Annotated in this window: 2 protein-coding genes and 1 pseudogene; all 3 read left to right on the top strand. The window is 66.2% G+C overall.

Translation table 11 applies throughout. The annotated features are described in order from the left end of the window. A pseudogene (locus tag Q1J79_RS02955) lies at positions 1-207 on the top strand (hypothetical protein); the annotation flags it as partial. Between the two features lie 110 nt (positions 208-317). After that, positions 318-1,271 (top strand): succinylglutamate desuccinylase/aspartoacylase family protein, encoded by a 954-nt coding sequence (locus tag Q1J79_RS02950; RefSeq protein WP_300296293.1) that lies wholly within the window; start codon positions 318-320, stop codon positions 1,269-1,271. Next, positions 1,268-2,329 (top strand): AbrB family transcriptional regulator, encoded by a 1,062-nt coding sequence (locus Q1J79_RS02945; protein WP_300296290.1) that lies wholly within the window; start codon positions 1,268-1,270, stop codon positions 2,327-2,329. The genes Q1J79_RS02950 and Q1J79_RS02945 overlap by 4 nt, the downstream gene beginning before the upstream one ends. The last annotated feature ends 55 nt before the right edge of the window (positions 2,330-2,384 follow it).

Raw genomic sequence — 2,384 nt, 5'->3', positions numbered from 1 at the left:
CTGACGGCCCTGAGCCTGACCACCTTCCGCCAAGTGCCATGGAACGCGCCGTATTATGCCCGGCTGGGGTTCAGGCCCATGTCGGCGGCGGAGATCGGGCCAGATCTGCGCATGCTGATCGCGCGTCAGCGGGCCGCCGGGCTGGATGTCGCCAATCGCGTGGCGATGCTGCGCGCGGTGCCGGTCCAGGCCGCGACGCCAGGCTGAATTTTCCTCAACTGCGGCCTCAACCTGTCGCTGATGGCTGGGCTTCGGCCAAGATATGGGGCTATAAAAGGTCCCCATAGACAGTTTCGATTCCTTATCAGCACGGACCGATGTCAGCCCTGCCACCCAATCCCCTGCTGCCGATCCCGATTTCTCATTACCGCGAAGGCAATACCGGCATTCCCTATGCCCATGCCTTCGATTCCGGTCTGCCCGGCCCGCATGCGGCGATCACCGCGCTGGTGCATGGCAACGAGGTCTGCGGAGCCCATGCCCTGGACCTCCTGCTGCGCGAGAAGTTCCGGCCCGCCCGCGGCAAGCTGACCCTGGTCTTCTGCAACGTCGCCGCCTATCTGCGCTTCGACCCGAACGAGCCGACCGCCTCGCGTTTCGTCGACGAAGACATGAATCGGGTCTGGGACGCGAACACGCTGGATGGCAACCGCCGTTCGGTCGAACTCGACCGCGCCCGCGAGATCGAGCCGCTAATCGCCGAGGCCGACCTGCTGCTCGACCTGCATTCGATGCAGCAGCCCTCGCCGCCGCTGATGCTGTCGGGCCCGCTGGCCAAGGGCCGTCGTTTCGCCGCCGCGATCGGCGTGCCCGCCACCGTGGTCGCCGATAACGGCCACAAGGCCGGTTTGCGCATGCGCGACTATGGTGGCTTCGGCGATCCTGCCAGCGAGAAGAATGCCCTGCTGGTCGAATGCGGCCAGCATTGGGAGCAATCAAGCCGCGGCGTGGCGATCGAGACCATGCTGCGCTTCCTGCATCATGCCGGCATGGCCGATGCCGCCTACCTGGCCGGCCATGGCGTGCAGGGCGCGCCACCGCCGCAGCGCTTCGTCGAGGTGACCGATGCCATCACCATCGAGACCGACGGTTTCCGCTTCGAGCAGAGCTATACCGGACTGGAAGCCATCCCGGCCGCCGGCACCGTGATTGCCCATGACGGCAGCAAGGCGATTCGCACGCCTTATGACGACTGCGTATTGATCATGCCGACCAAACGCCTCAAACCCGGCCAGACCGCCGTGCGTCTGGGCCGCTACATCACAGCGTGACCACGCCGCGCGCCCTGTTGGCCAGCCTGCCGGCGCTGCTGATCGGCGCCGTCGGCGGCGCGATTTTCCTCTACCTGCGCATGCCGCTAGCCTGGATGCTGGGCAGCATGTTCCTGGTCGCCGTGGTTGCCCTGGCTGGCGGTGGCAAACGGCTGCCGCTGACGGTGCATGCCAGGCTGCGCGAACTGATGGTCGCGGTGATCGGCGTGATGCTGGGCAGCGCCTTCAAGCCGGACATGATCGACCGCGCCGGCGAATGGCTCGACCTGATCATCCTGATGCTGGTTTATGTGCCCCTCACCACAACCCTGTGCTACTGGGTGTTTCGCAAGCTCGGCAAGCTCGATCCGGTGACCAGCTACTTCTCGGCCACGCCGGGCGGCCTGCAGGAAATGACCATGCTGGGCGAGCATTATGGTGGCGACGCCCGCAGCATCATCATGACCCATGCGATCCGCGTGTTCATGGTGGTGATGACCGTGCCGGTCTATTTCCGCTTCGTCGAGAACCTGAACGTGCCGCCGATGGCGCCTGGCGTGCATCTGGCCGACATGCCGCTGAAGGAAGGCCTGCTGCTGCTTGGCTGCGGCATCATCGGCTGGCTGGTCGCCGACAAGCTGCGCATACCGGCGGCGCGCCTGGTCGGCCCGATGCTGGTCTCTGGCGCCGTGCATCTGGCCGGCTTTTCCAGCGCCCAGCCGCCGCCGGAACTGGTCGCGGTGGCCCAGGTGGCGATGGGGGCCGCGCTGGGCGTGCGTTTTGTCAACACGCCCCTGCGTGAAGTCGGCCGCATCGCCCGGCTGGCGGTGGCCGCCACCGCCCTGATGCTGGCGGTGAGCGTGCTGATGACCATCGGCTTTTCGCGCCTGAACGGCCTCGCCTCGGAGGCCGTGATGCTGGTGCTCTCGCCTGGCGGCCTGGCGGAAATGAGCCTGGTGGCCCTGGCGCTTGGCGTCGAGGTCGCCATCGTGTCCTCGATGCATGTCTTCCGCATCGCCGTGGTGGTGATCGCCGCGCCGCTGGCCTTCAGGCTGCTTGGATTGAAGCGCAAGACCTGAACAAGTCATTGACTCCATTCGACCCGCACGGTCCCGGCCGATACGGATGACGGCC

Source organism: Ferrovibrio sp., assembly GCF_029255545.1.
Classification (GTDB): Bacteria; Pseudomonadota; Alphaproteobacteria; order Ferrovibrionales; family Ferrovibrionaceae; genus Ferrovibrio.
This window is presented reverse-complemented; position numbering and strand designations above follow the sequence as displayed.